Origin of the sequence: Aeromonas sp. 6P, from assembly GCF_051919525.1 — a bacterium.
Taxonomy (GTDB): Bacteria; Pseudomonadota; Gammaproteobacteria; order Enterobacterales; family Aeromonadaceae; genus Aeromonas; species Aeromonas veronii.
Map to the genome: position 1 here is coordinate 4,012,501 of NZ_JBQBEO010000002.1, position 18,369 is coordinate 4,030,869.

Sequence of the window (18,369 nt, forward strand, 5' to 3'; positions counted from 1 at the left end):
CCGGTTTTCATAAGGGAAGAGCGGTGCCCTTGCATGCCCTCTCCCGCTGGCTGCTGGCGAATGGCATCGGCGGTGCGATAGAGCACCTCTGCCTGCGCGGCGGGTGTGGGCTCAATGAAACTGGAAAATGAGACTCGAAAACCGGTGGCGATCTTCCACAGCGTCGCCACTGTCGGGCTGGACTCTCCCCGCTCAATCTGCCCCAGCATCGCCTTGCTGACACCCGTTTCGCGCGCGGCGGCATCCAGGCTCCAGCCGCGCTCGCTGCGCAGCCCCTTCAGTCGAGCAGCCAGATGCTGACTCATCTCTTGCATAACTGCCTCTTTATTACTCTTGCACGATGCGTCTTGTGCGCTATAACGCACAGCGATATAGTCAAAGCTGTATTGTACGTAATAACGCACAGCGCGTCACAACGCCAAGAGGAAGAGTCATGCCCTTCGCCATCCCCCATCTGGTCGCAGGCTTTATCGCCGTGATGGTCGGCTACACCAGCTCCGTCATCCTGATCATCCAGGCCGCCACAGCGGCAGGTGCAGATACAGCTCAAGTTGCCTCCTGGCTCTGGACGCTGGGGATCGGCATGGGGGTGAGCTGCATCGGCCTCTCTCTCTATTACCGCATACCCATACTAACCGCCTGGTCCACACCGGGCGCGGCACTGCTGATCACCACGCTGGGCAACTTCACTCTGGCGGAAGCGATCGGCGCCTTTGTGATCTCCTCCCTGCTGATCACTCTGTGTGGCATCAGCGGCTGGTTCGACCGTTTGATGAAACATATCCCGGCTCCGCTGGCCGCCGCCATGCTGGCTGGCGTGCTGCTCAAATTCGGGCTGGATCTGTTCAAGGTCGCCCCGCAAGATCCATTGCTGCTTGGCACCCTGCTACTGGCCTTCCTGCTGGGTCGTCATCTCTGGCCCCGCTATACCATGGTGCTAGTACTGGGAGTGGGGATGCTGATCTGCAGCGTGCGGGGGGATTTGCAAATGGGCACCCTTCACTGGCAACTCGCCAGCCCGGTCTGGACATGGCCAGCCTTCTCCCTTGATGCTCTGTTTGGTATCGCGCTGCCGCTGTTCATTGTCACCATGACATCGCAAAACATGCCGGGAATTGCCATCTTGCGGGCCCACGGCTATCAGCCTTCTACCTCCTCGCTGATCAACTGGACTGGCCTGACTGGCCTGCTGCTCGCCCCTGTTGGCGGTTATGCCTTCAATCTGGCCGCCATCACTGCCGCCATTTGCATGGGCAAAGAGGTCGACCCGGATACCAAGCGCCGCTGGCCTGCTGCGGTTTGGGCGGGTTGCTTTTATCTTGTGACCGGCTGCTTCGGCGCAACCGTCGCGGCCCTGTTTAGCGCCTTTCCGGCAACCCTTGTCACCTGCGTCGCTGGTTTGGCCCTGTTAGGCACCATCGGCAGCAGCCTGCACTCGGCCTTGCAAGAGGATGAAGCGCGAGAAGCTGCGCTGCTCACCTTTATCATTACCGCGTCCGGGATCAGCCTGCTCGGCATCGCGGCAGCCTGCTGGGGTCTGCTGATTGGTCTGGCTATCTATCAGTTCCAATTATATCGACAAAGGAATCAATTGAACCTCAAACCGTGAACCTCTGCACACTATCCAGATAAAATGATTCACAAGTGAAACTAATTTCCTTCTAGTGGTGCCAGGGCACCAATCTTCCCGGACATGGTGCCCTGTCAGGTTCCATGCAACGGAGTATAAAAATGAAAAATCAGGCTGTCTTGTTACTACTGGCCATACTGGGTGCTGCGAGCGTCCAGGCTGCCGATACGGATCGAGAGCTGGCTCGCCAGCTCGCACTTCAGCAGAAAAACCTGCTGCCCCTGCTGAGCAACCAGCAATACCAGAGCCCGCTTCCCAACCTGCTGCAGAAGGCCAGCCCACGGCTTAAACGGCAGGCGAGCGATGCCAACCAGGCGGCCATCAGCCGGCAAGGACTGGATGGCGAGGTCAAGCAACTGATGCAATTGCGACTGGCCAACACCGATCAGGCCGCCGCACTGCAACAGGGGGTCGAACCGCTGGTCGCCTATGTTCCTAGTGGGGATGAGAAGAGCTGGAGCGCCATTGAAGCGTTCGACAGCGCTGGCAATCCCGTCTATCTGGATGTGGACAAGGCACCGGCCCGGCCGGTTCTGGTAGTCGAAGCCGATCCCGTCAAAGCCAAAAACGCAGGCTTGAAGGTAATGCGCAAAGCGCTGGCCGATGCTGATCTGCAAAGCGCTCCGCGAGTGGCGGCCAGCACGGCGCCGCTCAAGACCAGTATCCTGAAAAAGATCAGACTGAAGGATGATCAGGAGCCCTGGCTGCTCGGCGCGGCCGAAGTGTATGCGGTGGTCGCAGGGGTTAATCCCAGTCGGGATGAGCCAGTAGTCGATATTGTCGACATGCCCTACCTCGACTATGACAACACAGACTACACCCCCAACCAGATCCTGGTTTACTGGGATCGCTATCGCTGGGGTGCCGTCGATGTGGTGATGATGGAGCAGGATGACAACGTCAACTACAAGGAGCTGAGCGCCCTGCTGATTGAAGCCCTCAAACTCGGCTTTACCGCGGGTGGCGTGCCGGAAGCACTGCCCTTCCTCGATCTCGGCGGTCGCATCGTCAAGGCGCTGCCCGACTCCTGGATGACCAACAACGACGACTATCTGGATACCTTCTACACACTGGAGCAGGATCAGGTCTATCGCCAGTATCCGGGGGCTGCCGGTAATGCGGTCATCGATCTTGAGCCAAAAGAGATCGCCCCGACCAGACCTTGATAATCGGCCATAACGAAAAAGCCAATGAGCAACTCATTGGCTTTTTGCTTTTATCGCGGTGACCACCGGTCAACACTTGGGACGAACCCCCAGAGTATGGCAGATGGCATAAGTCAGCTCGGAGCGGTTCAGGGTATAGAAGTGGAAATCCTTCACCCCTTCCTGACTCAGCACGCGCACCTGATCGATGGCGATGCTCGCCCCCACCAGATTGCGGGTCATCTGATCGTTATCCAGCCCCTCGAAACGCTGATGCATCCAGCGCGGGATCTTCACGTTGGTAAAACCGGCAAACTTGGCCAGGGTCTGATAGTTGGAGACCGGCAGGATCCCCGGCACGATTTCAGCATCGATACCGATAGCGGCGCAGCGATCCCGAAAGCGCAAATACGTTTCCACATCGAAGAAGAACTGAGTGATGGCGCGGTTGGCACCGGCATCAATCTTACGCTTGAGGTTGAGCAGGTCGGATTGCGCACTCTTGGCCTCCGGGTGCCCTTCCGGATAGGCGGCAACCGAGATATCGAAGTCCGCCTCTGACTTGAGCAGAGCAACCAGATCGGTGGCATACATATCCGGCTTCTCCAACCCCTGCGGTAAATCACCGCGCAAAGCCACAATATGGCGAATGCCGCTGTTCCAGTAATCGCGGGCGATGGTGCGCAATTCGTCGCGGCTGGCATCGATACAGGTCAGGTGAGGCGCCGCAATCAGGCCGGTCCGCTCCTTGATGTCCTTGATCACCTTGTGGGTGCGATCACGGGTGCCGGAGTTGGCGCCATAGGTGACGGAGACGAACTTGGGTTCCAGCACTTTCAGCCGTTCGATGGACTGCCAGAGGGTATTCTCCATCCCTTCACTGTTGGGCGGAAAAAACTCGAAACTGACCGATATATCGCCATTCAAATCTGCCAAGCTCTGGTTGAGCGCCTCAACCTGACGTGCACTGTGAAATCCCATCTGCTCTTCTCCCTGTCCTGCAATCCATCTGCCTACGTCAAAACGGATGTTTGGACGTCTAAACGTCTTTATATTTATGAGCAAAACGACACAAAGTCAACAGGGATTTACCTCACATCCGATCTGACGAACTTCATATTTACAAAATTAACGGTACGTAACCGAAAAGTGCCCATCCCAAAATCGCCCCAGTCGAGTTATGATGGGGGCAGATCGTCCTGGACGTTCTGAATCTGCGTGTGATTGTTTGGCCGGAGGTTTCTCCGGCCCCTTTTCATCTATTTCCCACTCCTGCCGATAACAGAATGAGTCTTTGCAGGAGCACCATCATGGATACCCACCCCGGCTTTGCCACCGACTTGCTGTTCGATCGCTATCAGGGCGAGGTTATTCAGCACGATCAGTTCTGGGCGGTTCGCACGCCGGATGCTCCCGACTATTACTTCGGCAACTACCTGCTGCTCCCCACCCCGCCCAGCGACCGCGACAAAGGCTGGCTGGAAGCCGCATTCGATCAGTTGATCGGTCAAGATCCTCGAGTGCGCCACCGCACCTTCCAATGGCCACTGGCCGCCGGACAAAACAGCCGGATCGCCGGTTTTGTCGCAACGGGATACCAATATATGGAGTGCGTGGTGCTGGCGCTGGATGAACAGAGTTGCCCACCCCCGCACGGCGACATGAACAAGGTTGAGGCACGTACCTTCACCACTGCTGATTGGCCTGAGTGGCTCGACTTCGAACTCCATGAACGGGATGAGGGACACTCGGAACAGAGCTATCTTCCCTATCTGCGATCCCGCCAGGCGCTCTATCAGGCCATGATTGCCGATGGTCTCGGGGACTGGTGGGGGATCTGGCAAGAGGGGCAGCTGGTCGCCAGCTGCGGCCTCTTCTTTTGCGGCACACTTGGGCGCTTCCAGTTGGTACGCACGCACCATGTGTGGCGCAACCAGGGGTTATGCCGCCAGCTGCTGAGTCAAGTGGCTCGCGCAGGATTGTCCCGTGCCAAACAGCTGATCATAGTGGCCGACGAGCACTACCATGCCCAGCGCATTTACCGCTCTCTGGGGTTTGCCCCGGTAGCCCGGATCGGCAGCCTCTGCCGCTGGCCCCACGAAGCACAATAAAGCGATACATGCTGGCCGCGAGCCATAAAAAAACGGGAGGCTGATGCCTCCCGCTCTTATTGATGCCGATGACCTATTGCTGTGGCTGCTGTGGCGCTTCCAACTCGTTGGAGAGCGCCTGCTCTACCTCATCCGATTGCGCCGGTAATGGGGCCGCAACCGCTGATGCGGGTTCTGCGGAAGTCACAGCTGGTGCCACCACGGCCGATGTTTCACTGGTCGCGGGGGCTGCGGACACCTCAGTCGCTGGCGCTGAAGCCGAAGCAGGAGCAGGAGCAGGAGCAGGAGCAGGGGCAACAGCATCACACTGACAATCCGCGCTCTTGGCCTTGTTGCCCTGATGAGGGGCATACCAGCCCTTCAAGCCACTTTCCAGTCGATCAGCGGCAGCTTTGGGCTCCATCTTGCCAAGCAGCACAGCCTGACTCACCTCTGCCAGTTCATCCCCCAACTTGGGCGTACCACGGGAGAGGATCTGTGTCGCCACCCGAATGGTCGAGTCACACTGATCGCGCCACTCCATCATCTCTTTGGCCGCCGGATTGGTGACATCGAAGAAGTGGTTGGAGAGGGAGAAGAATCCCGGCAGCGAGTTGGTATAGAGCTCGGCAAATTGCGGCGTCGTCAGCCACTGCAGAAAAGCCATTGCCCCCTCTTTATTCTTGCTGGCCGGGTTCATCCCCATACCGATATCGGTGTGATCGGTAAAGAAACAGCCATCATCCTGTTTGGCCACCGGCGGGCGCATGACGCCAAAATCGACCTTGCCGGTGAAGGGAGCAATCTCCCAGGAGCCCGCCACGTAGAAGGCGGCCTTGCCCGAAGTGAACAGCTCGTTGCTGGTCGCATAATCACGGCTCTCGCCACCCTCACCGAGGTAGGAACGCCAGCGGGCCAGCTCGTCGAACACCTTCACATATTGGGGGTTGTCCAACCGCTCCTGCCCGCCAATCAACGCCAGACGACCATCTTCCCCTTTCCAGTAATTGGGACCAATATTCTGGAACCCCAGTTCGGAGGCAACCCAGCTCTCGGAACCGCTCATGGCCAGCGGCACATAGCGCGCGTCGGCCTTGATCTTGTCCAGCACGGCAAAGAACTGATCGCGGGTTTGCGGTAAGGTGAGCCCCAACTCACTGAAAATCTTCTTGTTATAGAAGAAGCCATGGATCACCGAGGCCATGGGCACGCAGAAAGTCTGGGCACCGGAGTCCGTCTGCCAAGGTGACTGGGCAAAACTCGGGAAGTTCTCCATCCCTGCCATTTCGGTCAGCTCGGCCAGATGGCCCGCCTTGAACAGGGCGAGCGAGTCATCAAACGGGCGACAGGTAATGAGATCCCCCGCCTTACCGCCTTTCAGGCTCTCCCACAGAGTGGGCATGTAGTTGACGTTCTGCACCGGATGAAAACTCACCTTGATGCCGGGATGCGCCGCTTCAAACGCCGGGATGATTTTCTGCTCCCACAACGCCTTGTCATCGGTTCGCCAGCTTTCAATCACCAGCTCGCTGGCCATCAGCTGGCCACACAACAGGAGACTCAGGGCTCCAATCCACTTTTTAGACATAAGCCCTCCTAGACCTTGAAATGTGCGATCAATTGCTGCTGTTTGGCGACCAGGTCGGCCAGCACTTCGCTGCTGCTGGCGGATTCCCGCGCCTCCCGCTCTGTCTCGTATGCCACATCGGCAATACCGGCGATATGACGAGCGACCCCCTGACTGACGGAGATCTGCTCCTGAGCGGCATGGGCCACCTGATCAGCCATCGATTTGATGGCCCCCATCCGATCGGCAATGGATTGCAGCGCCACATCCATCTCGCGAGTCTGCTCGACACAGCTCTGGGTCTGCTCCTGGCTACGCCCCATCACTTCAACCACATGCTTGCTGGAGCTTTGCAGGTTCTCAATCATCCCCTGGATCTCTTCGGTCGAAGTCTGGGTGCGATTGGCCAGTGCCCGCACCTCATCGGCCACCACCGCAAAACCGCGACCTGCATCGCCAGCACGGGCCGCTTCGATGGCGGCGTTCAAGGCCAGCAGGTTGGTCTGCTCGGCGATGCTGCGGATCACATCGAGAATGCTGCCGATGTTGTTGCTGAATTCGCCCAGCTTGTAGGTGATGCCGACCGCCTCCTCCATGGCGCTAGCCAGCTGCTCGGTGATCAGGCGAGTGGTGGCCACTTTCTGGCGACCACTACGAGCCTCTTCATCGGCCAGATCCACTTCGCGCTTGGTGCCATCGGTAGAGCGGGCCACCTCGGTGGCGCTCACTTCCAGCTCGGTAATGGCGGCGGCCACCTGATCGGTCTGGCTCTTCTGCTCCTGTACCCGGGACATGGCCCGTTCGCTGATCTCGGCGGCGCGGCTCGCCTCATCCACCAGATGGCGAGAGCCCGCATTGATTTGAGAGAGTAGTTCACCGGTCTTGCCCGCCAGCGTATCGATGGAGCGAGAGAGGCTGCCAAATTCGCAACTGCTGCGGTAGTTGATGCGGCGGGTCATGTCACCGGCCGCCATGTAATCGAGCTCCTTGTTGATCATCTGCAACGGGCGCTGAATGCTGCGCGCAGTGGTATAGCCGATCACCAGCGCGGCTGCGGCCGACATCGCGGCAACCACCAGAATCCAGAAGCTGGCACTGCTGACCGCCGCATCGGCGTTGCTCCGGCTGTCGCTGGCAATGGCCCCGGCGGACTTGCCCATCTCATCGAGCAAATTGAGGCTGTTGACCAGACTGGCATCCAGCTGCTGATTTTGCGTGGCCAGCGACAGCGCCAGTTGCTGAGCCTGACGCATGGTTGCCAGCAAGCCCTGAGCGCCAAGTGCCAGCTCCTGCATCCGATCCAGATTGGAGACAAACCGCGCTTTCACATCATCGGGCACCAGCACCCGCTCCAGACGCTTGCGGGCCATCTCGATGTCCTTGCTGAGTACCTTTTCCAGCTCGTTCAGGTCGGTTTTGGCATCGGCACGGCGGATATTCTTCAGATCGCGGGCGATACCTGAGGTAATAAGTTCCGCCTTGTTGCGCATGGAGCGCTTGCTGGCGGTCTGTTGCAGCAGCAGATCCGCCGCCCACTGGTAGGTATCCTCAAGGCGGATAAATTCCATCTCCAGCTTGTGGCGCTGCTCCAGTGCACTGACCCACTGCCGATGCTGGGCCAACACCTGATCCGCCAAGCCATAAAATTGAGTGGTAGCACTCTCGACCTGCTGGAAGCGGGCACGAGCATCCGCTACATCGGTAAATTTACCCATCTCCTGACTCAGCTGGACGAAGCGGTTCTGCTGCTCCTTGAACTGATTGGCCAGCTGCGGCAACTGGGCGGCATCTTCACTGGTGCGGTAGACAAGCACCCAGCGGTTACTATCCTGCAGTGCCCCCTTGAGACCTGCGACAGCCACCACCAGCGGGGTTGCCCGGTCAGATACGGCAGAGAGGCCGTCATTTATACCCTTGATTTTAAAGGTACTGATCACGCCAAGCAGGATCAGCAACAGCAGCATCAACACAAATCCGGCGATGATCCGCTGCACGATAGATAAGCCCATGGAGACATCCTCACTCATTGGGGGAAGGTAAAGTGAACATAGTCACTATCGGCAGGGGTGGCGAATAACTGAAATAAAGCGGCAGGTATTTAATTGATTTGTATCGGGTTGGATCACAGTCCAGACAAAATCAGCCATACGAAAAAAGCCCGGCACAAGCCGGGCTGAAAGAGACGTACTTTGCTATCTTCCGCGGTCCGTTCAGAACCGCAGTCAGAATCATTAGAAGCGGTAGCCAACACCCACCATAAAGGCCATCGGGTCGATATGCGTTTTGAAGGTGCCAACACCATCAACTTTAACATCTGTATCGATATCCATGATCCAGGCTGAACCGTTTACAAACCAGCGATCTGTAACCGCCATATCGATACCGACCTGACCTGCCAGACCCCAAGAGTCGTCAAGGCTGATATTGGCACCATCAAGTGCTCCCACCCCCTTCTCATCAAAGAAGGTGGTGTAGTTCACACCCACACCAACATACGGGCGAACCTTGCTCTGGGCATCGCCAAAATAGTACTGGGCCATCAATGTTGGAGGCAGATGTTTAACCTTGGCAATCTCACCAAGATCGCGAGTACTCACTCTATGGGAGAATGGGGTTGCAGCCAGCAACTCAACACCCCAGTTGTCGGTGATCATATAACCGAGGGTCAGGCCAAGCTGTTGATTACTGTTAATCTCAAATTCACCGGTACCCAATACGTTGTCACTGCTCTCCTGAGGAGAAACGATGGCCAAACCGCCACGAACCAGAATATCGCCAGCCTGATGGGCCATGGCGAAAGGAGAGGTCACTGCAGCGGCAATCATCAGAGGAAGTAATTTTTTCATCACGTAATCCCTTTTTTTGTTTTCATTTGATGCTGTAAGCCCGCTGACTATATGCCCTTGTAAATGCAAAGTTATTGACTTGGAGCAAAGGTTGCACAGAAATAAATCGATTGGTGTGACATCTTTGCGCGCCATCCCAATCTCGTTGAGCCCCCAGACAACAAGCTGAAATGCCTGTTTCGACAGGTTGTAACTACCCGCATCCAGCGCCAAAAGGATCAAGCAAACCACATCTTATTGCGCGGCAGCGCGGCTATTAATTGTTGTTAATATGGGCAAATCAGCGTATTTTTTGCGCCATGCAAGTTACTGGGAAGTAATGGTTTATTTATGAAAAATGAGTCGAAATGGCAAAAGGTGGGGGCCTTTCTCGCGGCCGTGTGGGGAATCGGATCCTTTCTCTTTATCCTGCTCGGTTTTATTGTCGCCCTGGCCTATCTGGTATTGGTACGGCAGGGTTAATCCGGATTGACAGAGTGCAGCAGGGTGATATGCCCCCCTTCGGCAAGCTGTTCCGGAGTCTGGCCCATTCCCTCCGCAGAGAGGCTACCAGCGTAGCCAAACCACCGATTTCGCCCACCGACTTTGGCCTGATACAGCGCCATGTCCGCCAGTTTGAAGCTATGACTCCAGAATGAATCTGGGTACTCCGGGTGCAACGGATAGCGGCAGAACCCCAGCGACACCGTCAACCAGAGTGGCGCATCCTCTTTGCCAAAGCGGTGCTGAGCGACACGCTGGCGCAGATATTCGACCCGCAGCGCCAACTCTTGCTCGTCATCCACTTGTAGCAGCAACAAGAACTCCTCCCCGCCCAGCCGGATGATAGGCTCGCGCTCTCCTGTCACCACCTTGCGCAGCAGATCCGCCAACTGTTTCAGCACCAGATCCCCGATGTCATGGCCAAGGCGGTCATTGATCCGCTTGAAATGATCCAGATCCAGCAGCAATAACAGACAAGGTTTGGCCCGGTTGGCCTGCAACCAGCCATCGAGATAGCGACGATTGAAACAACGGGTCAAGGGGTCGGTGAATGCAGCCATCTCCATCTGGCTGGATTTTTCCAACAAATCATCGTGTTGCTGACTGACCTTGCTGGCCATCTCCTTGAACTTGCCGCTCAGGGTCGCCATCTCGGCGCTGCTGTCGATATAGGGGATCAAGGTGGCATCTGGCCGATCGCCAAAGCGTTGCAGCGCCGACACCAGCTGCTGCAACGGGGTAAGCACAATGCTATTGAGCCGATACATGGCGATCATGACGCAGATAAAACTGATAAACAGCATGCCGATAAAGGTCCAGAGCGCCCCCTCCATGACGCCACTCAAGATCTTTCTCTCCTCCTCAATCACCAGAGTCAGCACCGGCTGGTTATCACTGTTAAGCAGACGTACCTCCCCCCTCAGCCGATCCAGCCCCAGGTCAATCAGGCGGTAGGTCACTTGCGGTTTCAGCGGTTTGAATGTGGCTGCGATATTCAGATTGGTGTCTGAGATCGCCAGTGGCAACGCGGTACGCTCAGAGAGCTGCTGGAGATACTCTTCATCAAGCCAGCGCACCACCAGCAAGAAGCCGTTGAAGGGGGCGGAGTTGTCACTGTCTCTGATCGGCTGCCACGAGTACATCAGCGGTCCCCATTGGGAGGCGCTAATGCCGTGCAAGTTGATACCTCCTTGCGCCACAGATTGCGCTCTCAACTGCTTTTTCAGATCATCAAGGAAATAGGGAAACTGATCATGATTGATGCCGGGCGCATCGGGTAGCAGGGTCCGGGTCCAGATCTCGTAGCCGGTGAGATCCATGAAACTCATCAGATTGAGGCGAAAGTCCCGCATCGGCATATCATTGAGCAGGTTGGAATCAATATATTCCCGGCTTCTGCCGATCATAAAACGATGGCTGTCATCCCAAATGCCCCAATCCCGACTGAAAGCATCCAGTGCTGCCACATCGGACTGCACCGCACTGCTCATTCGCAGCAAGTGCTCCTTCATGCGCTGCTCTTCAATCCGGGTGGCAGCAGGGATCTGGGCCCACGCTAACAGGATCAATAACAGCAAAATAGCGCCCAACCAGATAGGGAGCATGGAGTAAGCCAACTGATGATCAATCGTACGCGGAGCCTGAGCCATAACCTGATATATCCATTACCATGATGTCGTGATACCCAGCCAACCCACCTCACACGAGCTGCCCCTTCATATGTCCGATATTCATAGTAAAAAAGGGGCCAAAGGCCCCTTCGATTATAACGACTTATCGCGTCAATAGCGGGCGCAAAAAACGCGCCGTGTGAGACTCGCCATTATTGCAAATCTCCTCCGGCGTCCCCGTCACCAGAATACGGCCACCACCGGCCCCCCCCTCCGGCCCCAGATCGACGATCCAGTCGGCAGTTTTTACCACATCCAGATTGTGCTCGATGATGACGATGGTGTTGCCGCGATCCCGCAGCTGGTGCAGCACCTTGAGCAATTGCTGGATATCGTGGAAGTGCAACCCGGTGGTCGGCTCGTCCAGTATGTAGAGGGTCTGACCGGTATCCCGCTTGGAGAGCTCGCGCGCCAGCTTGACCCGCTGCGCCTCGCCGCCCGAGAGGGTAGTGGCCGACTGGCCAAGCCGGATATAGGAGAGGCCCACATCCATCAGAGTTTGCAGCTTGCGCGCCACCGCCGGCACCGGATCGAAGAACTCGCGGGCGTCCTCCACCGTCATCTCGAGGATCTCGTGGATGTTCTTGCCCTTGTATTTCACCTCCAGGGTCTCGCGGTTGTAGCGCTTGCCCTTGCAGACGTCACACGGCACGTAGACATCCGGCAGGAAGTGCATCTCCACCTTGATGACCCCATCCCCCTGGCACGCCTCGCAGCGCCCTCCCTTCACGTTGAAGGAGAAGCGGCCCGGCTGGTAGCCGCGCGAGCGCGCCTCCTGAGTGCCGGAGAGCAGCTCGCGGATCGGGGTGAACAGGCCGGTGTAAGTCGCCGGGTTGGAGCGCGGGGTGCGGCCGATGGGGCTCTGGTCGATGTCCACTACCTTGTCCAGATGCTCCAGCCCCTCGACGCTGCGATAGGGTGCCGGGGTGGACTCGGTGGCCTTGTTGAGCTCGCGATGAGCGATGCGGAACAGGGTGTCGTTGATCAGGGTCGACTTGCCGGAGCCGGAGACGCCAGTGACGCAGGTCATCACCCCGATGGGCAGATCAAGATTGACGTTGCGCAAGTTGTTGCCGCTTGCCCCCTTGAGTTTCAACCACTTGCCGGTGAGCGGCGTGCGCTCGGCCGGAATGGCGATCTGCTTGCGACCGGAGAGGTAGTCACCGGTCAGCGACTCCGGATTGTCGATAATCTGCTGGGGGGTGCCCTGCGCAACAATCTCGCCACCGTGTACACCCGCCCCCGGGCCGATATCCAGCACATGGTCGGCGAGGCGAATGGCATCCTCGTCGTGCTCCACCACGATCACCGTGTTGCCGAGATCGCGCAGATGGGTGAGGGTCTTGAGCAACCGCTCGTTGTCGCGCTGATGCAGACCGATGGAGGGCTCGTCCAGTACGTACATGACGCCCACCAGCCCGGCCCCGATCTGGCTGGCCAGTCGGATGCGCTGCGCTTCGCCGCCTGAGAGGGTCTCGGCGCTGCGCGACAGGCTCAGGTAGTTGAGACCGACGTTCACCAGGAAGCCGAGCCGCTCGACGATCTCTTTCAATATCTTCTCGGCAATCTGGGCGCGCTGGCCGGTGAGGTTAAGCCCCTCGAAGAAGGCCAGTGCATCGCCGATGGACTGCTCGGCAATGGCCGGCAGATTGCGGTTGTCGACGAACACGTGGCGCGCCTCCTCCCGCAGTCGGCTGCCACCGCAGCTGGTACAGGATTTGTTGGCGATGTACTTGGAGAGCTCTTCGCGCACCGAGTTGGACTCGGTTTCCCGGTAGCGTCGCTCCATGTTGTGCAGGATCCCCTCGAACGGGTGCTTGCGCACTACCACATCGCCGCGATCGTTCATGTAACGGAACTCGATCTCGGTGCGACCGGAGCCACGCAGGATCACCTCCTGGGTCTTGACCGGCAGATCCTCCCACGGCGTCTCCAGATCGAACTTGTAGTGCTCGGAGAGGGATTTGAGCATCTGGAAGTAGTAGAAGCTGCGCTTGTCCCAACCTCGGATGGCGCCGTTGGCCAGACTGATGGCCGGATCGCTGATCACCTTGGCCGGGTCGAAGTACTGCTGCACCCCAAGTCCGTCACAAGTCGGGCAGGCTCCGGCCGGGTTGTTGAAAGAGAAGATGCGCGGTTCCAGCTCCGACATGGAGTAGCCGCACTCCGGGCAGGCGAAGTTGGCGGAGAAGGTCATGGGGGCGACCCCCTCCTCCCCGTCCATCGGCACCACCAGTACGATGCCGCCAGAGAGGGTCAGCGCCGTCTCGAATGACTCGGCCAAACGCAAAGCAAGGTCCTCGCGCACCTTGAAGCGATCCACCACCACCTCGATGGTGTGCTTCTTGTGCAGTTCCAGAGTAGGAGGATCGGAGAGATCGCACACCTCGCCGTCGATACGGGCACGGATGTAGCCCTGGGCCGCCAGGTTCTCCAGCAGCTTGGTGTGCTCCCCCTTGCGATCGCGCACCACCGGGGCCAGCAGCATCAGCTTGCTCCCCTCCGGTTGAGCCAGCACCTGATCCACCATCTGGCTGATGGTCTGGGCGGCGAGCGGAATGGCGTGAGTCGGGCAGCGCGGCTCACCGACCCGGGCAAACAGCAGACGCAGGTAGTCGTAGATCTCGGTGATGGTACCGACGGTCGAGCGCGGGTTGTGGGAGGTGGACTTCTGTTCGATGGAGATGGCGGGCGAGAGCCCCTCGATATGGTCGACGTCCGGCTTCTCCATCAGGGAGAGGAACTGGCGGGCATAGGCGGAGAGGGACTCCACATAGCGGCGCTGCCCCTCGGCATAGAGGGTATCGAACGCCAGAGAGGATTTGCCCGAACCGGAGAGGCCGGTGACCACGATCAGCTTGTCGCGGGGCAGGGTCAGATTGATGTTCTTGAGGTTGTGGGTGCGAGCACCCCGGACCACGATCTTTTCCATCTTGTTGCACGCTCGATACAGAAACCTGAGCGAGTCAGTATGGCATAGAGACTACTGGATGAATAGACAGGCATTATCTATCGCAGTTATCCTTTTTTACGATGGATAGCCCCTTCGCCACACCCTGACCAAGACGATGCGTTTGCCCCCACTCCACACCAGCAAGCGCTCGCCCGCAGAGTGATCAGCTGTTACTATTGGCAGCTAAACTTGGATCAGATAACAATCTGATTGCTGTAACAGTTATAGAAAAACCATGCTGTTCAATATGATAACGACATGGTCATGAAAAAAGCGCGGTAACTTATTTAGTGGGTCCAGGCCTTGCCTGACCGGAATATAAAGGTGGAAGAGAGATTATGGCCAGTCGAGGCATCAATAAAGTCATTCTGATCGGTAACCTCGGGCAAGACCCGGAAGTACGCTACATGCCGAGTGGCGGTGCTGTGACCAACATTACTCTGGCTACCTCCGAAACCTGGCGCGACAAGCAGACCGGTGAGCAGAAAGAGCGTACCGAATGGCACCGCGTTGTCTTCATGGGCAAGCTGGCCGAAGTGGCTGGCGAGTACCTGAAGAAGGGCTCCCAGGTCTATGTGGAAGGCAAACTGCAGACCCGCAAATGGCAGGATCAGAGCGGCCAGGAGCGCTACACCACTGAAGTGCTGGTCGACAGCTTCACTGGCGTGATGCAGATGCTGGGTGGCCGTCCGCAAGGCGGTCAGGGCATGGGCCAGAACATGGGTGGCCAATCCCAGGGTAACTGGGGTCAGCCGCAGCAGAGCATGCCTGCCCAGCAGCCGATGAATCAGCAGCGCCCGGCACCGGCTCCGCAGCAGAACATGCAGCCGCAAGGCGGTTATGGCCGTCCTGCCCAGCAGCCGCAATCTGCGCCGCCGGTATATAACGAGCCGCCGATGGATTTCGACGACGATATCCCGTTCTAGATCTTGTAAAAGATGAAAGTGTAAGAATAAATCACTTTCACCATCTTGAGTGCAAAGCAACCCAGCAGAAATGCTGGGTTTTTTTATTTTTGCATTTCACTTGCCATCGCGATTTTCAGCACTATAACTTTATGTATGAGGAAAATGTAAGATTAGGATGCACAGTGTACAAGCTAGATAGATTGATTTTTGCAAATGGTGAACGTTATCCAGTCTTAATGGGCAATGATGGTATGCCTCATTTTCTTGCAACCCTCTGGGTGACAACAAAACTTCGTAGCAGCTTGTCGGTGAATACCATTTCAAATCGCCTAGGTGCATTAAAGTGGTTTCTTCAATGGGAAGAAAATAAACACAGAGACCTGTTCTCTGAGTTTCAGAAAGGTAAGTTTCTTAGCGACACTGACATTGACAACATCAGAGAACATCTCAGTCATGATATTTCTCATTTCAAAGGCTTAGCTAAAAGCAAAAAAACCAGAGATAAGGTCATTGATTTATTTAACACCCCAAGACTAATCAGTGTCACCCCCACAGTGGGACGTAATAACATTTACAATCGTGTGACAGCTATTGCAAGTTATTTAGATTTCATTGCTAGAGTAGCTGTACAGAACTGTAATAGCACTAAACTGCTCACAGAAATTAACAGTATGAATAAGCGCATACTTGCTGTTCGCCCTAAAGGCAAAGGTAAGAATGTTTTAGATAAACTAGATGGTAAAGACTTGCCAGATGGATTAATTGAGGAATTTATGGCTGTGGCACAATTTGACCACCCAAAAAATCCGTTCAAACACGCTTCGACAAAAAAGCGAAATCATCTTATGTTTTTACTTTTAAAAGAACTAGGCATACGAAGAGGTGAGTTACTCTCACTATCTATTGAATCGAACTTTCTAATGCTTCACGGCCCCCAAAAATTCATATGGGTAAAACGCCACCATGATGACATATATGATCCTCGCAAAAATCAGCCTGTAGCAAAGACGAAAGAAAGAATGTTGCGAATTAGAGATGAAACTGCGGCACTCATTGATGACTACATCATAAACATACGGGCAAAGACTCCGAACGCGAACAAGCATCCATACTTGTTTGTTACACATAGGAAGGGGAAAACTCAAGGACAGCCAATATCGACCAGCACATTTGACAGTATCATCGTGCCAACAATGAAATCTGTGGATTAGCGGTTCAAATCGATCCACCCACATTATTTTAGGCATAACTGGAACCAGTGGTTCTCCGAAATAATTGACAAAAACAATGATCTATCTAAAGACCCAAACAGTAACCGTAATTTTATTTCATCTAGTGAAGAAGCAAAAAGCCGAATGTATCAAATGGGGCACACATCAGAGAGCTCTGCCAAACCATATGTTGAACGCCATATTCGCAATAAGACAAACAAGCTAGTGCTTGAAGAGCAAGAAGAATTACAGAGACTAATTATTGAATCTCAAAAAAATAGAGGATATGAATGAATAAATATGATTACATTGAGGAAGAAAATGACGATCTCCCATCAACATTCAGCTCAAAAAAATTAGTATCAAAAGATGGATACAGCTTTGACTTTCACTCAGAATACTGGATGTTGAATAAAGATGTCAGCATTGCATTCATGCCGGATGTTTTATCTATGGAACCAAAACTGCTGGATGGATTTAAAAAAACACTAGCAACCTATGCTGAAGAACAATCAGCACACCATACATCAAATATGTATCTACGCTTTCAACGACTATTGCGAGACACTAAATTCAAAAATCTAGATGAGGATGTATTGCTCAATTGGCGAGCGATGCTTGATAAAAACAATGAATGGTACTTAGGTGCACTCCGTGGTTTTCTTATTAGCTGGAATGAATATGGATATTATGGTGTAACAACAGAGATGGTGAAAACACTCGAAATACTAACTCTATCAGGAAACAAGAAAGGAGTGTCTGTCGCTAATCGTTGCCCTGAAACAGGTGCCTTTACTAGCAATGAGGTACTTGCATTAAATCATGAACTTATTCGCTTATTCAGGAATAACTATATCTCATTTCAATGCTATGCATATGTGAGTTTATTGCAGGCTACTGCTAGACGCCCCACACAGTTACGACAAATAAAGGCTGCTGATTTATTTAAAGAACATGATCATAGTAAGAATGTGACAAATTTTTACCTCAATATACCTAGAGCAAAGCAGCGTGGTGGTGGGTTTCGTTTCTCTTTTAAAAAATTCCCCATTACGGAAGAGCTCTATCTAACGTTGCGTAATTTAATTAGAGATGAAACAGAGAAGTTTGAATCAAAACTCTCAATAAAACTGACTGCTTCTCAAGCAACAAAAATCCCATTATTTATTGATTGGGCAATGGTTTTTGAGTTAGCGGTTAAAAAAACATCTTTGACTGATGATTTATTAGATACTGACATTTTAAATATGTCATCAACAGATCTAAGAGAACACCTGCTAAAAAATTTCCAAAGAAAACAAAAAGCTATTTCTGAAAGAACTGGGGACTATATTCATATAACGGCTAGGCGGTTTCGTCATACAAGAGGAACAAACCTTGGTCGAAAAGGTTTGGGGCCGTTGATCATAGCGGAGGCATTGGATCACAACGATACACAAAACGTTAAGGTCTATACGGAAAATACCGCAGATACCGTGACCTATATTGACAAGGCCATTGGCAAACAACTGGCCCCCTTTGCTAATGCATTCCTAGGTCGCATTATCGTTGACTTAGAGCAGGGTGAGCGAGGACATGACCTTGCTGCTCGCATACCAAACAAGGATAACGATATCGTAGGAGCATGCGGCACCAATGACTTTTGCGTTAAGGGGTATGAAAGTTGTTACACTTGTGAAAAATTTAGACCATTATTAGATGCTCCTCACGAGAAATTCTTATCCCATCTATATGCAGAGAAAGAGGTAAGGTTGAAAACGACAAAAAGTGAAGAGTACGCGGCAACAAAAGATAGGCTAATTTTAGCAGTTGAATGGGTTGTGCAGAAATGCTTTGAACTGAAACAACAACGAGCATGAGGATAGT

Annotated in this window: 13 protein-coding genes and 1 pseudogene (1 of these 14 only partly in view); 7 read left to right on the forward strand and 7 right to left on the reverse strand. The window is 54.6% G+C overall.

Annotated features, from left to right (window positions below; genetic code table 11):
* Nucleotides 1–314 (reverse strand): annotated as a pseudogene (locus tag ACTG2J_RS18565) (helix-turn-helix domain-containing protein) (it extends 255 nt beyond the left edge of the window).
* 119 nt (nucleotides 315–433) lie between these two features.
* On the opposite strand from ACTG2J_RS18565, the gene ACTG2J_RS18570 reads away from it, so the two are divergent.
* Nucleotides 434–1,609: a benzoate/H(+) symporter BenE family transporter gene (locus ACTG2J_RS18570; protein WP_113740595.1), complete on the forward strand. Its 1,176-nt coding sequence runs from the start codon at nucleotides 434–436 to the stop codon at nucleotides 1,607–1,609.
* 122 nt (nucleotides 1,610–1,731) lie between these two features.
* Entirely contained in the window at nucleotides 1,732–2,796 is a 1,065-nt protein-coding gene (locus tag ACTG2J_RS18575) for a DUF3103 family protein (RefSeq protein ID WP_103251915.1), read from the forward strand.
* 69 nt (nucleotides 2,797–2,865) lie between these two features.
* On the opposite strand, the gene metF is transcribed toward ACTG2J_RS18575, so the two are convergent.
* On the reverse strand, nucleotides 2,866–3,756 hold the full coding sequence (metF, locus tag ACTG2J_RS18580; RefSeq protein WP_047440167.1) for a methylenetetrahydrofolate reductase: 891 nt from the start codon (nucleotides 3,754–3,756) through the stop codon (nucleotides 2,866–2,868).
* 329 nt (nucleotides 3,757–4,085) lie between these two features.
* Between metF and ACTG2J_RS18585 the strand changes: the two genes are divergently transcribed.
* Nucleotides 4,086–4,886, forward strand: a complete 801-nt coding sequence (locus ACTG2J_RS18585) for a GNAT family N-acetyltransferase (protein ID WP_047440169.1) — start codon at nucleotides 4,086–4,088, stop codon at nucleotides 4,884–4,886.
* Between the two features lie 73 nt (nucleotides 4,887–4,959).
* Here the strand turns inward: ACTG2J_RS18585 and ACTG2J_RS18590 are convergent, their stop codons facing one another.
* From ACTG2J_RS18590 to ompW, 3 genes are all read right to left on the reverse strand, one after another.
* Nucleotides 4,960–6,453: an extracellular solute-binding protein gene (locus ACTG2J_RS18590; protein WP_439997776.1), complete on the reverse strand. Its 1,494-nt coding sequence runs from the start codon at nucleotides 6,451–6,453 to the stop codon at nucleotides 4,960–4,962.
* A gap of 8 nt (nucleotides 6,454–6,461) precedes the next feature.
* On the reverse strand, nucleotides 6,462–8,441 hold the full coding sequence (locus ACTG2J_RS18595; RefSeq protein WP_439989242.1) for a HAMP domain-containing methyl-accepting chemotaxis protein: 1,980 nt from the start codon (nucleotides 8,439–8,441) through the stop codon (nucleotides 6,462–6,464).
* 222 nt (nucleotides 8,442–8,663) lie between these two features.
* A complete protein-coding gene (gene ompW / locus ACTG2J_RS18600) occupies nucleotides 8,664–9,278 on the reverse strand; it encodes an outer membrane protein OmpW (protein ID WP_005354990.1) in 615 nt (204 codons plus the stop codon).
* Nucleotides 9,279–9,608: 330 nt separating this feature from the next.
* Here ompW and ACTG2J_RS18605 point away from each other — a divergent pair, with 330 nt between their 5' ends.
* Nucleotides 9,609–9,740, forward strand: coding sequence for a hypothetical protein (locus tag ACTG2J_RS18605; RefSeq protein ID WP_019445201.1), 132 nt, complete (start codon nucleotides 9,609–9,611; stop codon nucleotides 9,738–9,740).
* Here ACTG2J_RS18605 and ACTG2J_RS18610 read toward each other — a convergent pair.
* Nucleotides 9,737–11,410: a sensor domain-containing diguanylate cyclase gene (locus ACTG2J_RS18610; RefSeq protein ID WP_439989241.1), complete on the reverse strand. Its 1,674-nt coding sequence runs from the start codon at nucleotides 11,408–11,410 to the stop codon at nucleotides 9,737–9,739. The genes ACTG2J_RS18605 and ACTG2J_RS18610 overlap by 4 nt on opposite strands.
* A gap of 124 nt (nucleotides 11,411–11,534) precedes the next feature.
* On the reverse strand, nucleotides 11,535–14,363 hold the full coding sequence (gene uvrA, locus ACTG2J_RS18615; RefSeq protein WP_439997777.1) for an excinuclease ABC subunit UvrA: 2,829 nt from the start codon (nucleotides 14,361–14,363) through the stop codon (nucleotides 11,535–11,537).
* Nucleotides 14,364–14,722: 359 nt separating this feature from the next.
* On the opposite strand from uvrA, the gene ACTG2J_RS18620 reads away from it, so the two are divergent.
* The 3 genes from ACTG2J_RS18620 to ACTG2J_RS18630 all read left to right on the forward strand — a co-directional run bounded on the left by ACTG2J_RS18620 (nucleotide 14,723) and on the right by ACTG2J_RS18630 (nucleotide 18,362).
* The gene (locus ACTG2J_RS18620) at nucleotides 14,723–15,310 is read left to right on the forward strand and encodes a single-stranded DNA-binding protein (RefSeq protein WP_005340181.1); all 588 of its coding nucleotides are present in this window, start codon (nucleotides 14,723–14,725) and stop codon (nucleotides 15,308–15,310) included.
* 164 nt (nucleotides 15,311–15,474) lie between these two features.
* The gene (locus ACTG2J_RS18625; protein ID WP_439997778.1) at nucleotides 15,475–16,503 is read left to right on the forward strand and encodes a hypothetical protein; all 1,029 of its coding nucleotides are present in this window, start codon (nucleotides 15,475–15,477) and stop codon (nucleotides 16,501–16,503) included.
* A gap of 290 nt (nucleotides 16,504–16,793) precedes the next feature.
* A complete protein-coding gene (locus tag ACTG2J_RS18630) occupies nucleotides 16,794–18,362 on the forward strand; it encodes a site-specific integrase (protein ID WP_171269322.1) in 1,569 nt (522 codons plus the stop codon).
* Nucleotides 18,363–18,369 lie beyond the last annotated feature (7 nt).

Excerpts from the sequence above, each read along its gene's own strand:
- ACTG2J_RS18570 (WP_113740595.1), top strand. The coding sequence starts at position 434 with ATGCCCTTCGCCATCCCCCATCTGGTCGCAGGCTTTATCGCCGTGATG.
- ACTG2J_RS18575 (WP_103251915.1), top strand. The coding sequence starts at position 1,732 with ATGAAAAATCAGGCTGTCTTGTTACTACTGGCCATACTGGGTGCTGCG.
- metF (WP_047440167.1), bottom strand. The coding sequence starts at position 3,756 with ATGGGATTTCACAGTGCACGTCAGGTTGAGGCGCTCAACCAGAGCTTG.
- ACTG2J_RS18585 (WP_047440169.1), top strand. The coding sequence starts at position 4,086 with ATGGATACCCACCCCGGCTTTGCCACCGACTTGCTGTTCGATCGCTAT.
- ACTG2J_RS18590 (WP_439997776.1), bottom strand. The coding sequence starts at position 6,453 with ATGTCTAAAAAGTGGATTGGAGCCCTGAGTCTCCTGTTGTGTGGCCAG.
- ACTG2J_RS18595 (WP_439989242.1), bottom strand. The coding sequence starts at position 8,441 with ATGGGCTTATCTATCGTGCAGCGGATCATCGCCGGATTTGTGTTGATG.
- ompW (WP_005354990.1), bottom strand. The coding sequence starts at position 9,278 with ATGAAAAAATTACTTCCTCTGATGATTGCCGCTGCAGTGACCTCTCCT.
- ACTG2J_RS18605 (WP_019445201.1), top strand. The coding sequence starts at position 9,609 with ATGAAAAATGAGTCGAAATGGCAAAAGGTGGGGGCCTTTCTCGCGGCC.
- ACTG2J_RS18610 (WP_439989241.1), bottom strand. The coding sequence starts at position 11,410 with ATGGCTCAGGCTCCGCGTACGATTGATCATCAGTTGGCTTACTCCATG.
- uvrA (WP_439997777.1), bottom strand. The coding sequence starts at position 14,363 with ATGGAAAAGATCGTGGTCCGGGGTGCTCGCACCCACAACCTCAAGAAC.
- ACTG2J_RS18620 (WP_005340181.1), top strand. The coding sequence starts at position 14,723 with ATGGCCAGTCGAGGCATCAATAAAGTCATTCTGATCGGTAACCTCGGG.
- ACTG2J_RS18630 (WP_171269322.1), top strand. The coding sequence starts at position 16,794 with ATGAATAAATATGATTACATTGAGGAAGAAAATGACGATCTCCCATCA.